At 45.7% G+C, this 15972-nt stretch carries 16 protein-coding genes; 1 reads left to right on the top strand and 15 read right to left on the bottom strand.

The window, feature by feature from the left end:
- Positions 1-40 precede the first annotated feature (40 nt).
- The gene (locus AM231_RS07915; protein WP_207383606.1) at positions 41-496 is read left to right on the top strand and encodes a MarR family winged helix-turn-helix transcriptional regulator; all 456 of its coding nucleotides are present in this window, start codon (positions 41-43) and stop codon (positions 494-496) included.
- A 79-nt stretch (positions 497-575) separates the two neighbouring features.
- Here AM231_RS07915 and AM231_RS07910 read toward each other — a convergent pair whose 3' ends face one another.
- The 15 genes from AM231_RS07910 to AM231_RS07840 form a co-directional block, all read right to left on the bottom strand.
- A complete protein-coding gene (locus tag AM231_RS07910) occupies positions 576-908 on the bottom strand; it encodes a thioredoxin family protein (RefSeq protein WP_054402147.1) in 333 nt (110 codons plus the stop codon).
- A 36-nt stretch (positions 909-944) separates the two neighbouring features.
- Positions 945-1283, bottom strand: a complete 339-nt coding sequence (gene ytxJ / locus AM231_RS07905) for a bacillithiol system redox-active protein YtxJ (RefSeq protein WP_054402146.1) — start codon at positions 1281-1283, stop codon at positions 945-947.
- 99 nt (positions 1284-1382) lie between these two features.
- The gene (locus AM231_RS07900; protein ID WP_054402145.1) at positions 1383-3008 is read right to left on the bottom strand and encodes a histidine kinase N-terminal 7TM domain-containing diguanylate cyclase; all 1626 of its coding nucleotides are present in this window, start codon (positions 3006-3008) and stop codon (positions 1383-1385) included.
- 186 nt (positions 3009-3194) lie between these two features.
- Positions 3195-3929 carry a class I SAM-dependent methyltransferase gene (locus AM231_RS07895; RefSeq protein ID WP_054402144.1) on the bottom strand — a complete coding sequence of 245 codons (735 nt, stop codon included), beginning with the start codon at positions 3927-3929 and terminating at the stop codon, positions 3195-3197.
- A gap of 53 nt (positions 3930-3982) precedes the next feature.
- Positions 3983-4618, bottom strand: a complete 636-nt coding sequence (locus tag AM231_RS07890) for a cysteine hydrolase family protein (protein WP_242615087.1) — start codon at positions 4616-4618, stop codon at positions 3983-3985.
- 214 nt (positions 4619-4832) lie between these two features.
- Positions 4833-5813, bottom strand: a complete 981-nt coding sequence (locus AM231_RS07885; RefSeq protein ID WP_054402143.1) for a hypothetical protein — start codon at positions 5811-5813, stop codon at positions 4833-4835.
- Entirely contained in the window at positions 5780-6325 is a 546-nt protein-coding gene (locus tag AM231_RS07880; RefSeq protein WP_278044628.1) for an RNA polymerase sigma factor, read from the bottom strand. Before AM231_RS07880 ends, AM231_RS07885 begins: the two co-directional genes overlap by 34 nt.
- Before the next feature lie 213 nt (positions 6326-6538).
- Positions 6539-6991 carry a hypothetical protein gene (locus AM231_RS29450; protein WP_054402141.1) on the bottom strand — a complete coding sequence of 151 codons (453 nt, stop codon included), beginning with the start codon at positions 6989-6991 and terminating at the stop codon, positions 6539-6541.
- 204 nt (positions 6992-7195) lie between these two features.
- Complete coding sequence (locus AM231_RS07870) at positions 7196-8338, bottom strand: efflux RND transporter periplasmic adaptor subunit (RefSeq protein ID WP_054402140.1); 1143 nt, start codon at positions 8336-8338, stop codon at positions 7196-7198.
- Between the two features lie 24 nt (positions 8339-8362).
- The gene (locus tag AM231_RS07865) at positions 8363-9241 is read right to left on the bottom strand and encodes a carbohydrate ABC transporter permease (protein WP_054402139.1); all 879 of its coding nucleotides are present in this window, start codon (positions 9239-9241) and stop codon (positions 8363-8365) included.
- Positions 9242-9258: 17 nt separating this feature from the next.
- A complete protein-coding gene (locus AM231_RS07860; RefSeq protein ID WP_054402138.1) occupies positions 9259-10140 on the bottom strand; it encodes a carbohydrate ABC transporter permease in 882 nt (293 codons plus the stop codon).
- On the bottom strand, positions 10133-11551 hold the full coding sequence (locus AM231_RS07855) for an ABC transporter substrate-binding protein (protein WP_054402137.1): 1419 nt from the start codon (positions 11549-11551) through the stop codon (positions 10133-10135). The genes AM231_RS07860 and AM231_RS07855 overlap by 8 nt, the downstream gene beginning before the upstream one ends.
- A gap of 21 nt (positions 11552-11572) precedes the next feature.
- Positions 11573-12880, bottom strand: a complete 1308-nt coding sequence (locus tag AM231_RS07850) for an ABC transporter substrate-binding protein (RefSeq protein ID WP_165593378.1) — start codon at positions 12878-12880, stop codon at positions 11573-11575.
- 426 nt (positions 12881-13306) lie between these two features.
- Positions 13307-14521, bottom strand: coding sequence for a hypothetical protein (locus AM231_RS07845; protein ID WP_054402135.1), 1215 nt, complete (start codon positions 14519-14521; stop codon positions 13307-13309).
- A complete protein-coding gene (locus tag AM231_RS07840) occupies positions 14518-15972 on the bottom strand; it encodes a sensor histidine kinase (protein ID WP_054402134.1) in 1455 nt (484 codons plus the stop codon). Before AM231_RS07840 ends, AM231_RS07845 begins: the two co-directional genes overlap by 4 nt.

Raw genomic sequence — 15972 nt, 5'->3', positions numbered from 1 at the left:
GGAACAACCAACAGAACAGCAGGTGAATTTTACCTTACGCATGCGAGGACTTGGAACCCGAACTGTATTGTACCAACAGCATGTAGCTTCCTCTCTTGGTTTATACAATAACGACTTTATTTCCATAGATATCCTGCAAGAGAAAGGACCTATTACGGCCGGTGAACTCTCAAAACTAACCGGACTTACAACAGGCAGTGTTACTGCATTGATCGACCGTCTTGAAAAAAATGGATATGTTCGTCGAGAGAACGACCCCAATGACCGCCGTAAAGTCATCATTGTTCCTTTGTATGAGAATAAAGAAGAGGTCAGCAGCACGTACCTTCCGCTTCATGCTTCCATGATTGATCTGGCTTCCTCCTATTCGGAAGAAGAACTTGAACTCATTACACAGTTCTTAAGTAAGGCAAGTGCAGTATTGGATGAGCAAATTAATCGTCTCAATTCTAGTGCGCGCAGTAAAACTTCTTCCCTAAAGGAAATGAATCCATAAAATGAAAAAGGCGATATTGCCAGAAGTCTCATGACTTTGGAATATCGCCTTTATATTTTTCGTAGCGTTATATAGATTCCTAGTTAAGGAGCTCGATCAGATTCTCCAGTTTTCGTTCCAACACGCCAAACTGTACAAAACGATCCTCTCTCAGCATTTCCTTACCCTCAATGAAGAGGAGGAGTGTTGGTGCAGTGAAAATCAAGTATTTGGATGCAATCTCGCCCACGGCTTCCGCCTGTATATGTCCCAACGAAATAGAAGGAAAACGTTCTAGCAGCTCTCTTAATTTAGGTAAGATCGCATGGCAAACGCTGCAATCCTGCCTGGACACATATAAGAAGCTAAATGGATGGTTTGCAATGAACCGTTCTATGGCTTCAATGGATGTTAGTTCTTCCATTCCCCTCATGATCTGCACCTCGCCTTAACATACCTATGCTGGGTTCTAATCCAGGACCGCTGAGACATGTTCTGTCGTAACCGCCCAGTGTGAAGCTGTCCAATACTTACTCTTGTCCTTCACATAAATAATTTGCGGTGACTCATGCTTCACATTCAAATCTTCGGCAATTTTATTGGAGACCGGGCGTGATTCAATGACTTTCACCAGTGTGTAATCTACCTCGCCGTTTGGTGTCTTAGCTAAATAAGCTTCAAACTCTGCCAGAGCATTGGCACTCACCGGGCATGTCGTGCTATGCTTCAAAATAACTTGGCCTCGTTCTGAGGATTTGTTCAAAATCGTATCCCATTCTTCCAGTGTCGTAATTTCATTCCATTGCATTTGGAATTCTCCCCTTTATTGTGATGTATCGCATTGCTGATATGGTCTAACTACATGCTATTATACACATAAACTCCACTATGTTTCACGGGTTGTCTATTAAGCATCGGGTGATACTTCCTCTTCCGACACTCTGATTGTATTACGGCCGGATCGTTTAGCTTCATAGAGTGACTGATCCGCCGACCTCAAAATTCTCTTCAGTTCTATATCCCATTCCCATTGCCTGGCATCAGACTTATCAAAATAGCTTGAACCAACAGAGACTACGCCGAAGCTGGCTGTAACCCGAACAGGTCCCAGCGAAGTGATCATAGGCTTTGATAACAGTGCTGAACGTATACGCTCTGCTGCGTCTTCAGCTTCTAACAACGTTAAGCCTGGTAGGGCAATTACGAACTCTTCGCCGCCATAACGAGCGAACACATCCTCCGAACGAAGCGAACTACGGGATAACTCAACAACATGCAAGAGTGCTTGATCGCCAAAGTCATGGCCAAAATCGTCATTAATCCGTTTGAAATGATCAATATCATATAATAGGAATGACATAGGTTGATGATCCCGAACAGCTTGGCTTAGAAGACTATAACTGAGATTCATGAAGTGGCTGCGGTTATAGATTCGCATCAGGCCATCATAATATGCTAGCTGTCTCAATTCTTCCTGGAGGCGCGTCTTTTCCGTCACATCTATAAGGACAATCAATCGCCCAGCTTCATGTCCTCCCTGGTTCCGTATAGCGGAGGACCTAATCTGATAATTATACGATTGGTCTCCCAGTCGCCACCGAATTTCTTGAATGTCCGCGTCTTCCGCTTCCATTCCCGTTCGTTCCTCCATCGTGTAAATGGGCTGACTTGAATGATGCTGCCATAAGGCTTCCAGGGGTTCTCCTATAACTGAAGGATGGAGTTCAGGCAGCATAGCTGCTGAGGCTGGATTATAATCAATCAATCTATTGTCCAGATCCAGTATAAGAACACCATCTCTCATGCTCGTAAAAAGGCTATCCCTTGCGATGGGAACAACATGAAACAAGCCCTTGGCAGTAAGCGCCCATAGATAGAGAGTGGAAGTAACGGTCATAATAACGGGGATCGGATCCATTCCGTTAGGGGTTAGTCCGCATAGATACAGAAAATCGCCAATAAGGGGCAGAACCAGACCGGTCAACATGATAACAAGCTTAAACCGGTAAGATGGCATCCTGCGCAAACTCCGCACGAGCAGAATAGCCCCACCTATCATACAAGCAAAGGTATAAGCCCCCTGGATGATATACCAGGGACCGATAAGGATATCAACCCTCTGGCCTGCTGCGCCTATGTTAAGCACGATGTTCCGGTAATAGAAATGATGCCATTCATTCGTCAGCACAAGCAGGAGGGTCACGAAAGGAATAGCAAACATAGCAATGAGCAGTTTGCGCTTCAAGTATCGCTCCATGCCAAGATATGACAAGATAATAATCAAATTAAGAGGCGGCAGAAATGGCATGCCCCAATACTCAAACTTAATCCAGAAACGAATCTCTTGGATCGTGTTGCTGGACAATTCCAGTGCGGCACCGAAGGTATAGATTGCAGACAGCATACAGAAGACGACAAAGCTTTTGACGGTTATAACTCTCGAACGTCCGGACAGTGCATATAATCCCAAAATAATGTTTAATACACCTGCTGTGACAATAAACGTGATGGTCGCCGAGTAAGGTGTTCCCATAGTGTAGACTCCATATCTGCTAATGGTGGATCGTTCATGACACCGATCGACTCTTAATCCGATGTTACCATAGCGGAACTGTCGGAACAATCCTGGATCTGTCGAACTACTGATCGTCGGCTTACTCAGGTGTACATCAGATTCCCTCCAGACTAAAAAAGAAACTGCGATGCTCGCAGCTTCCTCTCAATCAACGGATTTCCTGGCCTTCACGATTAAGAAATGAGGGTTTGTCATCAGTCGATCATACCATTTCGCCATCCATTCCTTCGCCTCCGGATTATCCTTATGCGCTATACTGGGCTGCGGCTCAACGATTTGTTCGATGTTAAACCTGGAGGAAGTTACGTTCATGATTTCTTGAATCGGTCTTCTATAGAAAGTAACCTCGACAGGGCCTGCTTCCGGTTTGTTCCATGTCTCCGTCAATAACTCACGGGCGAAGTAGTCATGGCGATCAAAATGTTTAAAATCCATAAAAGGATGATGAACAGAGAAGATCAAACTTCCTCCGTGCTTCAGCACCCGCTGAAACTCTCGAAAGATTGGAGTCCAATCCTCGATGTAATGAAGTGTTAGTGAACTTACGATCAGATCAAACGTCTCATCATCAAATGGCAGCTCCTCGTTCATATCGCATGCAAATACATTTGCTTTGTTGCCCACTCGTCTCTTACATGCCTCAATCATCGCCGGGCTGAGATCAATTGCCGTCACCTGGGCTCCCCGTTGAATGAATTGCTCCGTATACCACCCTGCGGCACATCCTGCATCAAGCACGGTCATCTGCCCCAGATCTGAAGGCAGCATGCTGAGCATAGCTGGTCTCTCATAAAATGCATTATGCCCACTCTGTGAATCCACATGTCTCTCGTAGTCTCCAGCCAGCTTATCATAGGCCTCCATGACCTTCTCCTTCATGATTTCACTTCCCCCCTTATATATTATCTATGTATTCATTTCTCATCGATCTGTCATTTAAATTGCGAAATAACTTGTTCGGTGGTGTAGGCTTTTACACCGATACGGATGAGTTCCTCAATCCCATGCGGATAAACACCCGAGATGGCGTCTTCAATCATAACGACCTTAAAATCACGTTCACTTGCTTGTACCATGCTCGCTCTTGGACAATTCGGGAAATTGCAACCGATGAACACTAGTGAATCGATTCCTTTACCTCGCAAGAAATCTTCCAGATCGGTTTGATAGAATGCGCCCCATCTCGGTTTATACATCGCCCATTCCAAATCGCCGAGGGGTTGCATTTTTCCGCTCAGAAGCTCCTCATGACTTAAGTTTGCGTCTGAAGAAGGCTTGATGGAATCAACCAACTCAGCACCTGACGAGCCGGGACTAACAATCTGCGCGCCGGATTCAATCAAGGCTTTGCGGCATATATCAGCATTCGATCCGTCTTCCTTATAGATCCGTACCACGTGCAGAATAGGGATGTGGCTCTTTCTTGCTGCCTCCAGAATACGTTTCATTTGTGGGATGACTTCATGCGTTCCCTTTATTTCGGCAATCGCGCCAGGCAAACTAAAATCGTTCTGCGTATCGATGGTTATAACCGCACATCGTGAAAAATTCGGTTCCGTATAATCCACCACATCTTCCCCCTCCATGATTAGCTTAAGATAATTGCACAATTAGCGCGATCGAAAAGTCTTATCTTAGTTAGAATAGCACGCACCATTTTTCGGATAACTTAACATCTCTGTTATGTGCTGTCAATTCTATTTTTTGTTGATTCTGTTCAGTTCTGTTTCGACAATCTAAGAAGCAGGCTGCCCCTTGGCAGCCTGCTGTCCGTTCTCTTATTTAGTCGATAATCATACTCTCTGCCATTGCCTTCAGATCATTCTTAGTCATTAGACCTTTTACATTTACCATAATGGTATATACGATATTTCGTTTACTATCATACCAACTGATCTTGTCTCCATCTGACTCATCATGGAGGTAAATGGCCTCGACATGTTTTAGCTGTATTTTCTCTGAGGAAGCATCCAGAGACTTCGTTAAGCTTGCACTTTGACCATACCCCGCCATGATCGATATAGCTGTGCTGCTCTTGCCATCGGATAAGTACATAAAGGAGTTGAATGCTTTCGACCATTTCAGCTTTTCTACAAACAGCTTCTCTCCACTGCTCGATAAATAGGCCTGACTCATCAATCTTTGTTCTAGTTCTAAGTATTTCACACGATCCTTTTCTCCTGAAGGTGCCGGCCCATAAGGAAATACTTGACCGTAAGCGAATTTCACGCCCTTGGGAAGATAACCAGGTACCTCTAGAATGGGTGCTGAAGTATGAACACGCTCTTTCTGGAAATCATCATATGAACGATAGTCTATTGGTTGATATTCAAATTTTATATGATTCGCCGTGTCGTACCCATTGTCCTTATTAATGTAATCATCCTTGATGTAATATGCGGCCAGCTCTCCGGGCTTCAGCATGGATTTTACCCTCGTCCTGTATTCCTCCAGTAGATTGCTCAGTTTGGCTGGCAGCCCTGATGTCGACGGATCGGCTGTTTTTAGAACAATTTCCCCTTTACTATTAAAAATTTGTATATGCCCTGTTGCTGCATATGCAGTGAACGAGACTAGTAATATAGAGGAAATCATGATAGACATTACGGTTTTTCGCTTGAAAGATTGGAGTCTTGAACGACTTTTATGCTGCTCGTCCTCAATATGTTGTCTGACTCTTGAAACAAACTCAACATCACGAAAATGACTGTCCGGTACAGATTGCTGCCTCAACTCTTCGATTGGATCAACGATGTTTCCCATTGTTCTTCCTCCTTCCATTTATTCATGGCATCCTTCAGCTTCATTCTGATTCGGGTTATCTTTTTACGGATGGCTTCCGATGACTTTCCTGTTATTTCGCCTATTTCTGCATACGTCTTGTCGTGAAATGCATACAGAATCAATAAGCTTCTGTCCTGTACCGTAAGATTCACAAGGGCTCTCATTAGCGGTTCGCTGAATGTCCCTCTTAAATACTCCTGCTCTGCACTTTCGGCGAAAATCTGTCCTTTCCACAATCTCCCGAGCTTCTGCGATAATTGCCGTCGATGAATTACATTCAGACAATAATGGTAAGCGATCTTATATAACCATGCGTTAAAGCTGACCGAAGGCTTATACTTTGTGATCGATTTGTATGCCTTCAAGAAGATTTCCTGCACGGCGTCCTCCGCTTCCTGTTCGCTACCCAGTAGTCGGCAGCAGTAAATATACATTTGGCGCTGGTACTCACTTACAATAGGAATAAATGCCTCTGCGTGCCCCTCCTGAATCTGTTGAACATATTTTTCAATTGTTTCAGCGTTAATGACTCTTCCCCTCCTCTCTAGAAACTTGGATACCTATATAACCATGCAGCAAACGAAAAGCGGACATTATTCGGGAAAAACCGCATAAAAAATATGGCAAAGTCCATATGAGCACAAAAAAAAACCGCGATGGGCGCGGCTCCCTTATGAATAATATCTTGGAATTGCGAAACACCTCTACTTTTCCTTAAAAAGATCTTCAATGATCGATTTGTCATAGCCATTGACCATCCTATAACTCCAGGAATATTTCTTATGTAAACTTCTATTGAAAGATATCTTGATAACATCCGGTTCTGTAAAATATATGACGAAGGGGGTGTACTCGACATTAACCCAGATCATGTACTCCGTACCTCTTCCATAATTTTCAGTTTTCCACAATTTCGCATTAGAGAAGCTATTTATAATTCGATCTATAGTTGCCGGGTCGGTAATTTCCACACTATTCTCACCGTATGAACTGTCCCTTTTATCAATTTTCATAAAACTTATCTTCTCTGTATCATAAACTTGATCCTTCATCAGCTCTTTAAAAGAAGTGCTGGATTGAATCAATGAATAGACGACTCCAGTCAGTACGATCAATGCAACCACAACAAAAAAGACTCGCCATGACCTGTCACTCATCACGATTCCGTCTTGAAAACCTAAGGAATTCGGGCTTTTTCATAAGCGTATTTTTCATATCCCCCTCCATTGCACATAAATAATAAATAAGCTTAGCACCTATCACTATATAAACCCCATAAACCATGCTTTGGTTGCCGGATAATTCAACATCTTTTGGTTTGTACTGTCAATCCTATTTTTCTGGCTGGCGACATATCGGTGTTAGTTTTGGTTATATACATTGACACGCGCTCCATCCATAATAAGATCACTGCTGTCCACGATAATTTCCTGTTGATCGAACAGACCACCGACAACGGAGGTAGTATGGCTGTTGGAATCGGTAATTTGAATTGACGTACGAACAGCATAATATGCATTGCCGAGAGGGCCTTGTGTTTCTTTTATGGTATAGACATAAGCGCCCTGGCTGTCCTTGTGAATGGCTTTATTCGGTATGAGGATCCCTTCGCTGCTCTTAGTTTTGACTATACTGATCCTCACTTGTTCGCCACCGGATAGCCCACTCCCTTTTAGTTTAACGAACAAACGTGTCATGGAACCGCTTGATTTCTCAGCGTCTTCGTTAACATCGGGACTGAGCGAGTTCATATCCTCTTCTATCCTTTCAATCTCACCCGTAATTGATGGTTCTTCCTTGCCTTCAAGCATGATGTTATCCAGAACATCCCCTACGCTCAGCGTGGTAGCGATACCTGACGGTACATACATTTCTAACCCATACCCTTTTGCCAAATGGCTCATCGTGATATCCGGTTTCCCGGTAGAACTTAATCCCTCCATCGCACCAATCTCTATAACGATACCGTCAAAAGGGGCTACCATCTGCCGATTAACTGAAAGCGTATGTTTCAGGTTCTCGATCTGCTGCTGTTGTGCAGCAATATCAAGCTTTGCCGTTTCGAACGCGCTGGATGCACTTATAAGAAGAGCCTCGTCTTCTTCCTGCATCGCTTGAATGACATTATATTCGAGAAGCTCCATTGATAGATTCAGCTTCTTCAGAGCAGACTGCTCCACAGCCATCTGCTGCTTAACCTCACTGCCGTCATATTGTATAAGAACTTGTCCCTTATGCACCATCTCTCCTTTTTTAACGAGCACCTTGTCGACTTTCCAGCCCGAAGGATGGATAAGTTCCCTCTCCTCCTCTGGATTTATCGTCGATCGGCCAACATAGGAATGAACCAGCGAGCCTTTGTTTACCGATGTAATCACTACCTTAGGCAGCGTCAAGGCTTGTAGGGTGTTACCTGCAAAAGTCAGTACAAGCAGAAGACCTGTAAACAGTCCGGCTATTATGCTAACCTTGCGTTTTCTTGACCGGGAAATTACCTCTTCCAATATCCATCACTCCTAGTACTAAAACTAACCTTTTATGCCCGACAATTGAACGCCTTCAATAAAATAAGACTCGGCATACAGGAATAGAAGAATCATGGGTGCCATATACAATGCCGATGCGGCAAATCCGATTCCCAGTGCGTCTTTGTTAATCTGTGCAAGATATAGAGACAGCGGCTGTTTATAGGAATCTTGCAAAAATATGAGCGGCTGCTCGATCATGTTCCAATAGTCGACGAACAATAGAACCGTCAGCGCGGCCAGACCAGGCTTCGCCAGCGGCAGGATAATACGCCAGAAGATGACCCATGCTCCTCCACCGTCCATCATGGCCGCTTCAGAATACGCTCCGGGAATATGGGCCATGAATTGTCGCATCATAAAGACGCCAAAGGCTCCAAAGATGCCAGGTAAAATAATGGCGGCGGTATGGTTCATAAGTCCAAGCTTGTCTATAACGATATAATTCGGAACAAGCGTTACCTGAAACGGCATAAGCATGGTCATTAAATAAAGCATAAACAGCTTGTCCCTTCCGATGAAGCGAAGTTTGGCAAAGGCATAAGCCGCAAGCGAGGCGACGACCGCCTGTCCGGCAACAATCGGCACGACCAAGGCGACGGAATTCCAGAACATCCTTAGAAATTTTGTGGTTAGAACCAGTACCTCGGCATACTGTCCAAAGGATAGCCAATCAGGAATAATCTTCAGATTGACGAACGCGTCCTTGCCACCCTTCGCAACGTCGATCATCTGCCCCAGAAGGTCGTAATTCCGCCCAATCTCTTGCTCCGTCATCAGGGAGTTCGTAAAGGTAAGCAGAATCGGTACCAGCATGACAACGGCTAACAATCCGAGCAGCAGCGTCAGTACCAGCTTTGGAATCCACCGTATATTTTTCATGATGAGCCTCCCTTTGGTCACTCCAAGTTATCCCGAAATCGGCGCTCAACGCTCAATAGTCCCGTCACCAGAATGACGATGAAGCCGACCATCAGCGTGGCTGCAGCCGTCAGCTTCTGAATATCAAGCGAGGAGAACATGTTGTTCATATAGTGCTGCATCATATAGATCCGGTCATACGGATAATCGCCTGCAAGCAGATACGTCTCCCGAAAGACCTTGAAAGAATTGATGATGGAGATCAGCACGACAAAGAATGTTGTAGGCGTCAAATAGATTAGCGTAATGTGAAACAACTGACGGAACCGCCCCGCGCCCTCAACACGTGCCGTCTCGTAATAATCCTTCGGAATGGATTGAAGTCCGGCCAGAAATAAAATCATGTTGTAGCCGATGTTTTTCCACAAATACATGAGGATGACCACGCTCATCGACCAATCCGATTGCATCCAGTCGATCCTCTCTTTATGGAAATGGTGCAGCCATGCATTTAAGGTTCCGTTCCAATCGAAGAGGATCTGCCAGATCATCACAACGGATGCGACGGGTACGACAAGCGGCATAATAAAGGAGGTTCGAAGCCAATTGCGCATAAACAAGGGCCGATTCAGCAGTAATGCCAGAATGAGCGACAACGCGATGACCAGCGGAACGCCAATGCCGGTAAAAATCAGCATATTTACCGATGCCTTGTGGAAGGAGCCGCTGCTTAGCACTTCATTGTAGTTATCGAAGCCAACTAATGTGCCCTCCAATGAACCGTCCGTGAACGATTCGTAAATGCCCATTATGAACGGGATGATATAAAAGCAAGCAAAGCCGATCAGGCTGGGAGCCATGAACCATAAAGCTTTCATCCCGTCTTTGCGCATCCATCTCCTTAAACTTCTTCTATTCATTCAGATAGGTCGTTACTTTATTCTGGATGAGCCTGGCGACATCATCTACGGATTTCTGTCCGGCAAAGAAGGCTTTGGACTCATTTACGATGATGTCATTCACTTTGGCGGACTTGTACTCGACCTGATGAGTGGCTCCACCCACCAAACTCTCCAGTTGGTTCAGCTTGGCCTGATCGACTTTGATCGCCATTCCTTGCAGCGGGCCTTCCTCATAGGCTTTAACCGTTCCTTCTTCCTTCAATTGCTTGATCTGATTGGCAAATGATTTCTTGTTGATCGGAAATCCTGCCTTCGTGGAAGGCGTTTCGATTTCTCCGGACATCAAGAATTTTATGAAATCCCACGCTTCCTCCTTCACTTTGGAGTTCGCATTCATGGAAATGCTCTTGTAAGGCCGGAAATAACCGCCGGCTGTCGTTTCCTGGGCATGAGGCTTCATGTAATACTTCATATTCTCGCCGTATTCCCTTAGAGATACGAGATAGTCCCAAGGAGAGTTGATATGGATGGTTCTGAAATAAGCCTTGCTCCGAGGATCCGTGGTCACGATATGATTGTCGTACATGGACTTCACCTGGTTCATCAGACCGGTAAAGGAGGCCGATTCGAAATTGCCCTTGCGGCTCTCCGTATCCACAAATAAGGAATAATTGTCAAGTGCAATGTCTGCCAGCAGGTTTTCGGGTCCACCAGATACCAGCGCTGATGGGTATACCTTGGAAGCCGCCGCCAGCTGATTTGCGGTATTTATAAAATCGTTCCAGGACCAGGTTTTGTCGTTAATCTGAATCCCTGTTTGCGCGATGGCATCTGCATCTCCGGCAAAGCCTTCCAGAAAGAATGCGAGCGGCATGCTGTAAAGTCCTTTGCCGGTTCGAGAATTGTCCAGGATATTACCGAAATAATCTTCCTTTCGGAAAGTGGAATCCTTGTCCATCCATTCACCGAGATCAACCAGCAGATGATGTTTAACGTAGTTATCAGTAGGCAGAATATTCACATATTCACCCGATTGGAGCAGATCGGGGCCTTTGCCTGCCAGCATCGCCGTATTCGTATTCTTGACGAACTTCTCCTCATCCGCCTCCATGTGCGAATCGTCGGTATAGCCCGTCTGCAGCTTGATTTCGATATTCGGATGAAGCTGTTCGTAATTCTTCTTTGCTTCCTGAAACAGTTCATCTGGGAAAAACATCGAAAAGACGATGGTCTTTTTGCCACCGGAGGCTGATTCATCATTCTGAGTCGTGCTCTGCACCGAACCACCGTCGTTTGTACCTGCGGACGCTTCATTGCCGCCGCTGGTTCCCGCTGATGATGCTGCCCCTGTTGGGCTTCCACTACCGCAAGCGGTTAAAGAGAAGGCTATAAAACAGCTAACCAATAATCCTAACCCGATTTTTTTCATATGACGATTCTCCTCATCGTTTCACTCGTTGAGATATAGATTGATCTTGTTCTGAACTTGTTTCGCAACATTGTCCGCTGATTTCTGTCCGCTGAAGAAAGACTTTGATTCATTGGAAATGATCTCATCAATCTTGGACTGTTTCTCGATGGAATGAACGGCTCCCGTAATATAGGCGTCCAGTTGGTCCAGCGATGCATTGTCAACCTTGACCGCGGGAAGATCAGCCTCATGAATCGTTCCTTCGTCTTTAAGCTGCTTCAGCTGTTTTTCGTAGGCAATTCTGTTAATTGGAAAACCAGGGCTTTGATCATACACATCGGTATAAGACTGCGCCTCATCCTCTATGAGAAATTTGATAAAATCCCAGACTTCTTTCTTATGAGGCGAGCTTGCGTTAATCCCGATCATTCCAGAGTTTTTAAAATAACCTCCAGCCCCCACATCTTGCGGATGCGGTTTGGCATACAGCTTGGTATGCTCGGCGAAATTGTTCAACAGATACCCTCGGAGGGAACTGATGGTTTCTTCGTTGAAATAAGCTTTCGTATTCCTGGTAGCTTCGCTGCCTCTGCCACCGCCATCTGTAACCATGTCGTAAAGCAAGCCATCATCGAACATCGTTTTGATCTGCTGCATTAACCCGGCAAAGCGCACCGAATCGAAATTGGCTTTCCCGTTTCCTTCTGTGACGAGCTGGCGGTAGTTTTCAGCGACCATCTCGCTCAGCATATAATGCGGTTCGCTAATGAGCACATTCTTGTACTCACCTTTCTGTGTCAATTGCTTGGCAATATCCGTAAAATCGCTCCATGTCCAACTGCTGTCATCGATCTTGACTCCGCTCTTTCCGAGGGCATCCTCATCGCCAATCAAACCGGCAAGGGAGAAATAAAGCGGCATCCCGTAAAGTCCCCCGTCAATCTTCGAGTTGTCCAAGATGTTGGTGAAATAATCTTTCGTCTGAAGCGATGAATCCTTCTCCATCATGTCGCTTAGATTGACAAGCAGATGACGGCTTACATATTTATCTGCCGGGAGCATATCAAGCTCAATCAGGTCGGGACCTTTGCCGGCCAAGATGGATGTGTTCGAGGAGGTAACGAATTTTTCAATATTTGCAGATACCTCGTCGAGATCCTTCCCCTCAAAGGGTGTAGCCTGCAGCTCAATCTCGATGTTGGGATGCAGCTTCTCATACTTCTTCACAGCAGTCTGCATGTAATTGCTCAGATAAAAAGTCGAGAACACGAGCTTCACATGTCCTTTTGAATCCACACTTTCTTTCGTACTTCCGTCTTGCGCCGCTGTCGCTCCTTTCATTGCCATTTCGCCTTTGTTTCCCTGAGCTCCACTGCAGGCGGAGAGACAGAGAATTAGACAAATCCATATCCAGCCTATTTTCTTCATCATGACTCACCTTTCTTTACCGTTAGATTCCTTAAGCAGCGTGGGCAGCCATTCGTTCATGGAATAGCCTTCCCCCCTCCGGGAAGCCCCCTTGTCATCCGTGAAGACGATCCTTGTAAAAAGAATGGAAACTATCTTCGCTGACTTTTCCAAATATAAAGTAAAGATGTCTCCGAAACTTCACCTACTTGTAAACAAATTGTCTCTGAAATAACCCCACAAACATATAAATTCTAATATCTTAAAAAAGACGGCAGACAGAACGATATTTCGTTCAGTCTGCCGCAAATAAGGTTACTATGAAAAGTATTTGTTTTGGGGCTCCACTTTGTGGCGTTAGGTTAACTATTGAAACCTAATAATAAACGGTTGATTATACGAGACGACACTTGGCTCCGGATTCGTTTGTTGTCTTGAAGTGGAATATATTTTTCGCCCATTTACCAGAAGACTGTCATTATGCGGACTCCAATACATTACCGACGGGAAGACGCCCTGATATACCGATTCTTTGTACAGGACGTTGTTTCCTTGAAGCTTTCCTGCAAAAATTGAGATTGTATCGTTGTCGTCTTTCTGGGAATAAGCAATATACTTCCTGTCTTGCGATAATTGAAAGCTAAGAACCTTCTCCAGCAGGACAGAGAGAGCCATGTTTCGTCGATCGTACTCATAGATCTCGCCTTCCGTTCCAAGGAAAACAAACTGATCTTTATTAAGCCATGCCATCTGATCACCGCCCGCCTGATGCTCGTATTCGATATGAAAGCTGCTTCCGTTTATCGTCCCCATGCTGATACTAAGGGTCCGTTCATTTTGCACCACAATCAGTGCGCTTTGTCCATCGTCCGACATTTTCACCTCGGAGACGCTGCCTGTGTTTCGGAGGCCCTTCAGCGGATAGACCTTGACTTGCCGGGCGGTTGTGTCATACACGGCCATTTTGACAACGGGGTTTGTGGCGACACCCACATCGGTTTGTCCACTGACGGGGCCTGAAGCGACATCTGTAGCGACGTCTGTGACGAGATAAGAGATGTATCTGCTGTTATCCGACCAAGTGAGCTCTGTCAAGAGCAGATCATGACGGGGCTTTATGGTGGCCATGATGGTTTCCCGTCCATCAGAAAGCGATATTAACTTCAGTACATTGCCGTCCTTTGTCTTCTTAATACCGGCGATATATTTGCCGTTTGGCGACAGTTCGAGATTCCAATGATCAGCGTCCACGCCTTGCAGCGTCTCGAATTTTTCATACGGCGATGAGAGCCGCTGCAGCAGATATTGCGACAAGCGCATCTTTGAGTCGGGGGCCTGAAAAAGACCGAGAACGGATCCTGAATCCTCCCAACCAAGCAATTGATCGTCCTTCGTGTCCGAAAACGGAAGACGGTATATCGTTTTTACTTGGAATGGGGCGCTGCCCGAATCGGCAACTTGCTCATCTTCCGAGCTCGGAATAACGATGGTCTCCGACCGCAGACCTCCCTCACATCCGGACAAGAGGAGGATGATTGCAAGCAGCACGGACAAACCTGCAAATCGTTTCCGTATCATCATGATCTCTCCTCCCTGAAGTAAGGTAGTTCCACGTAAACCATGATCTGCCCGTCCCGGCTGACTAGGCGGATGGTCCCTCCATGGTCGTCGACGATCGATTTGGCGATACTGAGACCCAGACCGACACTGCCTTCTTCCATGAACTTATGGCCCGCCGAATAGAACGGCTGAAACAGGTGCTCAAGCTGGTCAGGTGGGATCGGTTCACCCGGATTTTCGAAAATAAAGCGAACGAGTCCGGAGTCCAGTTCGACCTTAGCAGAAATCTCCGATTGGGGAGAGCTGTATTTGATCGCATTGTCCAGCAGGTTGATGAACAGCTGGCGCAGCCTGTCCGGTTGTCCGTTTACATACAAATGTTCATCCGTCTGGCAGATGATGCGCTTCTTATAACGCTTGGCACGGAAGGACATGGAATCGCTAACGTCGTGCAAAATTTGACCCGCATCCACCTTTTCGAATTCACGGTCGTCCGAAGCTCTGCGGGATACTTCCAGCAGCCTTAGCACCATGTTATGCAGCCGCCGGCTCTCTTCAACAATGTGATTCATGCCCTTATCGAAGAACTCCCGGTCGTCATCCCCTTTCTCCCGAATAATCTCGGCATAACCAAGAATGGACGTCAGTGGCGTCTTAAGCTCATGGGTGACATTGTCGAAAAAACGTTTTTCCTGATCGTTAAGCTCCTGAAGGCGATCCCGATCACCCTCAATCGTGGAAATCTGGCTTCCGATCCGGTCAATCATGTCATTGAAATTCAGAGCCAGCTCGCCAATTTCATCTCTTCGCCGGAACGGGATTCGAACATCGAGATTCCCGTTCTTCACTTCCGTGGATGCACGGGTGAGCTTTACTAATGGAACGGTGATATGCCTGGATAGCATATACGAGAACAGGAACGCTGCCCCGAATATGGCAAGCGCGATGTAGAAAATAATGTCCATAATGCGCCCGCTTTGATCATAGAGCAGGGTAAAATCTTTGGTAAATCTTAAGATGCCGACCTTAACACCATCGATGATAACCGGGTATGAGTATAGAACGGTCCCGCTGTTCCGGCCATAAGTGATGGTATAAGCTGTTTTACCCTCGATGGCTTGCCGCAGATCCTCGTCGGATGACCCGGAGAACTCTTGCTCATCCGATGAGAATAATAACTTGCCGTCTACGGTGTACGCACTAACATCGCTTGATGTCGCATGCTTCAAATCATTCACCATCTCTTCGGCCATCTGTCCAAAATAAAGCTTATTGTTCGTGAAATGGTTGATTAGAAATGCTTGCCTTACATATACATTGCTGTTGTTTTTGAGTCCGACCAGATCGGAAGTCACGATTTTCTGATTGCTTGTCCGAATGATCTCCTTGACAGTTTGATTGAGTACGAGGAACGACAGACTGAAGATCACAAAAAAACCAACAATAAACTTGGCTCTGATGGTCCGGATCAT

Source organism: Paenibacillus solani (assembly GCF_001277345.1).
In the GTDB taxonomy this organism is placed as follows: domain Bacteria; phylum Bacillota; class Bacilli; order Paenibacillales; family Paenibacillaceae; genus Paenibacillus_AQ; species Paenibacillus_AQ solani.
This window is presented reverse-complemented; position numbering and strand designations above follow the sequence as displayed.

What these genes read in the sequence shown, in the direction of transcription:
- AM231_RS07915 (WP_207383606.1), top strand. Translation starts at nt 41, where the DNA reads ATGCGAGGACTTGGAACCCGAACTGTATTGTACCAACAGCATGTAGCT.
- AM231_RS07910 (WP_054402147.1), bottom strand. Translation starts at nt 908, where the DNA reads ATGAGGGGAATGGAAGAACTAACATCCATTGAAGCCATAGAACGGTTC.
- ytxJ (WP_054402146.1), bottom strand. Translation starts at nt 1,283, where the DNA reads ATGCAATGGAATGAAATTACGACACTGGAAGAATGGGATACGATTTTG.
- AM231_RS07900 (WP_054402145.1), bottom strand. Translation starts at nt 3,008, where the DNA reads ATGGGAACACCTTACTCGGCGACCATCACGTTTATTGTCACAGCAGGT.
- AM231_RS07895 (WP_054402144.1), bottom strand. Translation starts at nt 3,929, where the DNA reads ATGAAGGAGAAGGTCATGGAGGCCTATGATAAGCTGGCTGGAGACTAC.
- AM231_RS07885 (WP_054402143.1), bottom strand. Translation starts at nt 5,813, where the DNA reads ATGGGAAACATCGTTGATCCAATCGAAGAGTTGAGGCAGCAATCTGTA.
- AM231_RS29450 (WP_054402141.1), bottom strand. Translation starts at nt 6,991, where the DNA reads ATGAGTGACAGGTCATGGCGAGTCTTTTTTGTTGTGGTTGCATTGATC.
- AM231_RS07865 (WP_054402139.1), bottom strand. Translation starts at nt 9,241, where the DNA reads ATGAAAAATATACGGTGGATTCCAAAGCTGGTACTGACGCTGCTGCTC.
- AM231_RS07860 (WP_054402138.1), bottom strand. Translation starts at nt 10,140, where the DNA reads ATGAATAGAAGAAGTTTAAGGAGATGGATGCGCAAAGACGGGATGAAA.
- AM231_RS07855 (WP_054402137.1), bottom strand. Translation starts at nt 11,551, where the DNA reads ATGAAAAAAATCGGGTTAGGATTATTGGTTAGCTGTTTTATAGCCTTC.
- AM231_RS07850 (WP_165593378.1), bottom strand. Translation starts at nt 12,880, where the DNA reads ATGGCAATGAAAGGAGCGACAGCGGCGCAAGACGGAAGTACGAAAGAA.
- AM231_RS07845 (WP_054402135.1), bottom strand. Translation starts at nt 14,521, where the DNA reads ATGATGATACGGAAACGATTTGCAGGTTTGTCCGTGCTGCTTGCAATC.
- AM231_RS07840 (WP_054402134.1), bottom strand. Translation starts at nt 15,972, where the DNA reads ATGATCCGGACCATCAGAGCCAAGTTTATTGTTGGTTTTTTTGTGATC.